The organism is Stenotrophomonas sp. HMWF003 (genome assembly GCF_003061285.1).
Classification (GTDB): domain Bacteria; phylum Pseudomonadota; class Gammaproteobacteria; order Xanthomonadales; family Xanthomonadaceae; genus Stenotrophomonas; species Stenotrophomonas maltophilia_AP.
This window is the reverse complement of the sequence record NZ_QAIW01000402.1, coordinates 478-5,735: the sequence shown is the minus strand read 5'-3', so window position 1 is coordinate 5,735 and position 5,258 is coordinate 478. Positions and strand designations below refer to the sequence as shown.

General features: G+C 67.0%; 4 protein-coding genes and 1 pseudogene. 3 read left to right on the top strand and 2 right to left on the bottom strand.

Annotated elements, in window-relative coordinates:
• Positions 1-220 (top strand): annotated as a pseudogene (locus DBR34_RS23730) (MGMT family protein); the annotation flags it as partial.
• Between the two features lie 114 nt (positions 221-334).
• Complete coding sequence (locus DBR34_RS17245) at positions 335-1,591, top strand: ectonucleotide pyrophosphatase/phosphodiesterase (protein ID WP_128097696.1); 1,257 nt, start codon at positions 335-337, stop codon at positions 1,589-1,591.
• Between the two features lie 91 nt (positions 1,592-1,682).
• Here DBR34_RS17245 and DBR34_RS17240 read toward each other — a convergent pair whose 3' ends face one another.
• A complete protein-coding gene (locus DBR34_RS17240; protein ID WP_038689543.1) occupies positions 1,683-1,865 on the bottom strand; it encodes a 30S ribosomal protein THX in 183 nt (60 codons plus the stop codon).
• A gap of 116 nt (positions 1,866-1,981) precedes the next feature.
• Positions 1,982-2,395 (bottom strand): MerC domain-containing protein, encoded by a 414-nt coding sequence (locus tag DBR34_RS17235; RefSeq protein ID WP_038689545.1) that lies wholly within the window; start codon positions 2,393-2,395, stop codon positions 1,982-1,984.
• A gap of 157 nt (positions 2,396-2,552) precedes the next feature.
• Between DBR34_RS17235 and DBR34_RS17230 the strand changes: the two genes are divergently transcribed.
• Complete coding sequence (locus DBR34_RS17230) at positions 2,553-4,748, top strand: TonB-dependent receptor (protein WP_128097695.1); 2,196 nt, start codon at positions 2,553-2,555, stop codon at positions 4,746-4,748.
• Positions 4,749-5,258 lie beyond the last annotated feature (510 nt).

Sequence of the window (5,258 nt, the reverse complement as noted above, 5' to 3'; positions counted from 1 at the left end):
GTGGAAGGCGCTGGCCGACATTCCGTTTGGCCAGACCTGGAGCTACGTGGAACTGGCCCGCCACATCGGCCACCCGACCGCCAGCCGCGCGGTCGGTGCCGCCAATGGCCGCAACCCGCTGCCAATCGTGCTGCCCTGCCACCGGGTGATCGGCAGCAGCGGCGCCCTCACCGGCTTCGGCGGCGGGCTGCCGACCAAAGCTGCGCTGCTGCAGCTGGAAGCGCATACCGGCGCGCTGTTCGCCTGATCGTGCACGCGGCGCACACCGCGCACGCGCTCTGACCGTGCCATCGGTTGTCTTCGCCGCGTCACCCCGCCGGACTATCATGGCCGGATGACTTCCGTCCGCCTTTCGTTGGCGCTTGCCGCCACCCTCGCGTTGACCAGCTGTGCCAGCGTTCCTTTCGACTCCCCGACGGCCGGCAGCACGCCGGTCGCCACGCCCGCCGCCGCGCCGAAGCTGCTGCTGGTGTCCATCGACGGCCTGCGTGCGGACATGCTCGACCGCGGCATCACGCCCAACCTGTCGCGCCTTGTCGACGGGGGCGTGCGTGCGCGCTGGATGACCCCGTCATACCCGTCACTGACCTTCCCCAACCACTACACCCTGGTCACCGGGCTGCGTCCGGACCATCACGGCATCATCCACAACAGCATGCACGAGGACGCGCTGGGCAGTTTCCGCCTGAGCAAGCGCGAAGCGGTCACCGATGCCCGCTGGTGGGGCGGCGAACCGATCTGGGTGGGCGCGGAAAAAGCCGGTGTTCGCACCGCGACGTGGTCCTGGCCCGGCAGCGAAGCCGCCATCCAGGGCGTACGCCCCAGTCAGTGGCGCACCTACGATGCCAGCGTGCCGTTGCCCGACCGGGTGGACCAGGTGCTGGGCTGGGTCGGCCAGACCGACGCCGATGCGCCGCGGTTGGTCACGCTGTACATGGAACAGGTCGACCACGCCGGCCACGACCACGGCCCCGATTCGCCCGAATACGCTGCGGCGATCGGCGAAGTCGACGTCGCCATCGGCCGGCTGCTGGACGGCCTGCAATCGCGCGGGCTGGACGCCAGCACCAACGTGATCGTGGTGTCCGACCACGGCATGACCAGCGTGCCCGACGGACAGACCATCGCGATTGAAGACATGGTCGACCCGACGATTGCCACCGATGTGTCGATGGGGCAGTCGGTGGGGTTTGCGCCTTTGCCGGGCAAGCACCGCGAAGCCGAAAAGGTACTGTTGGGTGCACATGCGCAGTACGACTGCTGGACCCGGCAGACGCTGCCGGCGCGCTGGCACTACGGCTCCAACCCGCGCATTCCCCCGATCGTGTGCCAGATGCACGAGGGCTGGAACGCACTCAGCCGCGCCAGCGTGGCCACGCGCGCGCCCGGCACCCGCGGTTCGCATGGGTACGACAACGCCCTGCCGTCGATGCGCGCGGTGTTCATCGCCCGCGGCCCGTCGTTCAAGCAGGGCCAGACCATCGAAGGCTTCGACAACGTCGACGTGTACCCGCTGCTGGCGCGCCTGCTGGGCGTTCCAGCGGCGCCCAACGATGGGGATCCCGAGCGGTTGCTGCCGGCACTGCGCTGACCCGGACACCGCGCGTGAGGCGAGGTGTCTGCTTGACGCATAAAAAAAACGCGGCGCAAGCGCCGCGTTTTCTTCGACCCGCCAGGCGGGATCAACCGGCCTTGGCGACAGCCTTCTTGGCAACGGCCTTCTTCGCCGGTGCCTTGGCAACGGTCTTCTTGGCGACCGGCGCAGCTGCGCCCACGGCCACCTTGCTCACCACGTGCGAGCGCGAATTGCCGTAGCTGGCGTTGAAACGCTTGCCCTTGGCGGTCTTGCGGTCACCCTTACCCATGTCGTCAACTCCTTAGTCTGAAACCTGATTCTGATTACCCCGCACTGACACGGGTTCGGCGGGGCCGCCCTCTCAGGCGCCCCCGCGCACGATCTGGAAGCCTACCATGCGCGCTCTCAATGAGCACAGCTGGCGTCGTGGACGTGGCCGTGGTTCAGCCGCAGGTTGACCAGGTGCGCAACGCCCACCAGCACGCCGCCCAGGGTCATCACCACTGCATGCGGCACGGCTGAATGGTGCAGCGGGTCGTACAGCAACCCCGCCCACAGCGCGGTCAGGCCCGGGATCAGAAAGGCCAGCGCGCGCAGCGCGCCGTGCCGGCGCCAGCCCCAGACCAGGCTGAACAGGCCCAGCAGGGTGACAAAGCTCACCAGTGCCAGCTCCACGCCGTCGCCCATCCAGACCGACAGCCCCAACGACGGCGCAGCCGCCAGCAGCACCGGCAACACAGCGCAATGCACGGCGCACAGCAACGAGCCGGTGGCACCGAAACGATCCAGCAGATGGCGAACACGAGCGAACAGGGGCATGACTTCCAGCAGGGTCGGCGAAGCGTTATGGAATAATATAACATCAATCCTGACGCGCACCCTTGCCTCCCCCTGACTTGCCCTACCCCGTCCCGTGACGGGATTCGCGCGCCCTACCATTGATATAATGTAACAATTGACCGAAGGCCCTTGTCCTATGCGCTCCAGCTCCCTCCTGCTCACACCCCACGCCCTGTCCCTGGCGCTCGCCGCCGCGCTGCTGCCCTCGCTGGCACTGGCGGCCGACGCCCCCGGCAGCCACCGCGACGGCCACCTGACCGAGCTGTCCACCGTGAAGGTCACCGCCTCGCCGCTGCAGGGCGATGCCGAATCGCTGGCCCGCCCGGTCGACGTACTGGCCGGTGAGCGCCTGGACGAGCAGAAGGCCGGCACCCTCGGCGATACCGTGGCCAAGCTGCCCGGCGTGCAGAGCACCTTCTTCGGCCCCGGCGTGGGCCGCCCGATCATCCGCGGCCAGGAAGGCCCGCGCGTGGCGGTGCTTTCCAATGGCATGGGCAACATGGATGCCTCCACGGTCAGCGCCGACCACGCCACCAGCATCGAGCCGTTCCTGGCCGACCAGATCGAAGTGCTGAAGGGCCCCGCCACCCTGCTGTTCGGCAGCGGTGCGATCGGTGGCGCGGTGAACGTGGTGGACGGCCGCATCGCCCGCGAACTGCCGGACCGCCCGCTCAGCGGTCGCGCCGAACTGCGCGGCAACTCGGTCAATGATGAGCGCAGCGGCATGTTCCGCCTGGACGGTGTCAGCGGCAACGTCGTGCTGCACGTCGACGGCCTGGTCCGCAACGGCGATGACTACCGGATTCCCGGCTACGCGGTGATCGATGGCCTGGAAGACCACAGCGGCCACGACCACGCGGCAGGCGACAGCGACGAACCGCGTCGGGGCCGGCTGGACAACAGTTCGATCCGCACCCGCGCCGGCGGCGTCGGTGCCACCTGGCTGGGCGATGACGGCTACTTCGGCGTGTCCGCCAGCACCTATCGCACCAACTACGGCATTCCCAACGGTGCGCACGTGCATGCCGACGACGACCATGATCACGACCACGATCACGACCATGGCGACGAGGAAGAAGGCGACGAGCACGACGTCCGCATCGACATGGTGCAGAACCGCTTCGAAGCCAAGGGCGGCATTTACCAGCCGACCTCGTTCCTGAAGAACATCAACCTGCGTACGGCCTACACCGACTACGAGCACACCGAACTCGAAGCCGGCACGCCGGCCACGCGCTTCACCAACCGTGGCATCGAAGGCCGCCTGGAAGCCGTACAGGAACAGATCGGCGGCTGGGACGGCGCCTTTGGCCTGCAGTTCGGCAACAGCGACTTCGGTGCCAAGGGCGAGGAAGCCTTCGTGCCGGATACCGGGACGAAGAACATCGGCCTGTTCGTGCTGCAGGAGAAGCAGTTCGGTCCGTTCAAGCTCGAACTCGGCGGTCGCCATGACCAGGTCAAGCTGGACCCGACCGGCGACTACCGCGCGCGCAAGTTCGATGCGACGAACCTGTCCGCGGCCGGCATCTGGACGCTCAACGACGCCGTGGATCTGCGCTTCGGCATCGACAGCTCCGAGCGCGCCCCGACCAACGAAGAGCTCTACGCGGCCGGTGCGCACATCGCCACCCGCTCGCTGGAAATCGGTGATGCGAACCTGAAGACCGAACGCGGCCAGCGCGTCGAACTGGGCATCCATACCCACAGCGACCGCGTCGACTTCTCCGCGTCGATCTACCAGACCAGGTTCAAGGACTTCATCTACCTGGCCGACACCGGGGTGGTCGAATCGCTGCCAGTCCGTCTGTGGACGCAGCAGGACGCAACCTTCAAGGGCGCCGAGGCCGAAGCGCTGTTCCATCTGTTCGAGGGCAACGCAGGCGACTGGGATCTGCGGGTGTTCGGCGATTACGTGAAGGCGGAGCTGGATGGCAGTGGCAGCCGCAACGTGGACATCGCCGTGCCGCACGGCGACCACAACCACAATTACAGCGTGGAGCTGGCCAACACCGGTTACCTGCCGCGAATCGCGCCGGGCCGCGTGGGCGCGGACCTGCGCTGGTCGCGTGACGGCTGGCGGGCATCGGTGGGCGCGGTGCGTTACAGCAGCCAGAAGGATGTGGCGCAGAACGAGGATCCGAGCAAGGGCTACACGCTGGTGGACGCCCACCTGGCCTACCGCTGGGACCGCAACGACAGCAACAGTTACGAAGTGTTCCTGGACGGCAACAACCTGACCAACCAGGAAGTGCGCCCGCACACCTCGCTGCTGCGCGACTACTCCCCACTGCCGGGCCGCGGCGTCGCCTTCGGTATCCGCGCCTTCTTCTAAAACACGCTTTGCGACTGGGGTCGTTTTATCACCCTGAGGGGGCCGAAAGGCCCCCTTTTTTTTAAGCCAAGAGCGCTGTTTCCGTTTGCTACCAAGCTGGGCGGGGGTGTGTGGGTTCACGGGACACGCTGCAAGTCCCGCTCCGCGGCCCGGCCCAGCCGCTGGCGGCTGTGCGTTCGGACGCATGCGAGGCAGTGCCTCGCAAGCAATGCGCCCTCACCCTTGTAGGCTCCGTCGCGCCATCCATGGCGCTCAGGTCCCGTGAACCCACACACCCCCACCCTCGACAGTTGGTTGGTGGCCGTGGAAAAACCGACAGCAACAACAACAACAAGATCAACAGCGAGAGCAACTACTAGAGCAACGGCCGCTCCGATAACCGATGCGAGCGTCGCAGTAAACAAAAGCCGCGATGCCCAGCGGTTTGCCAGCACGCGCGTGATCTGTGAGATGGGTGGCGGGTACGCGGTTCCAGGACCGTTGGGCGCCATGGATGGCGCCCACGAGCCC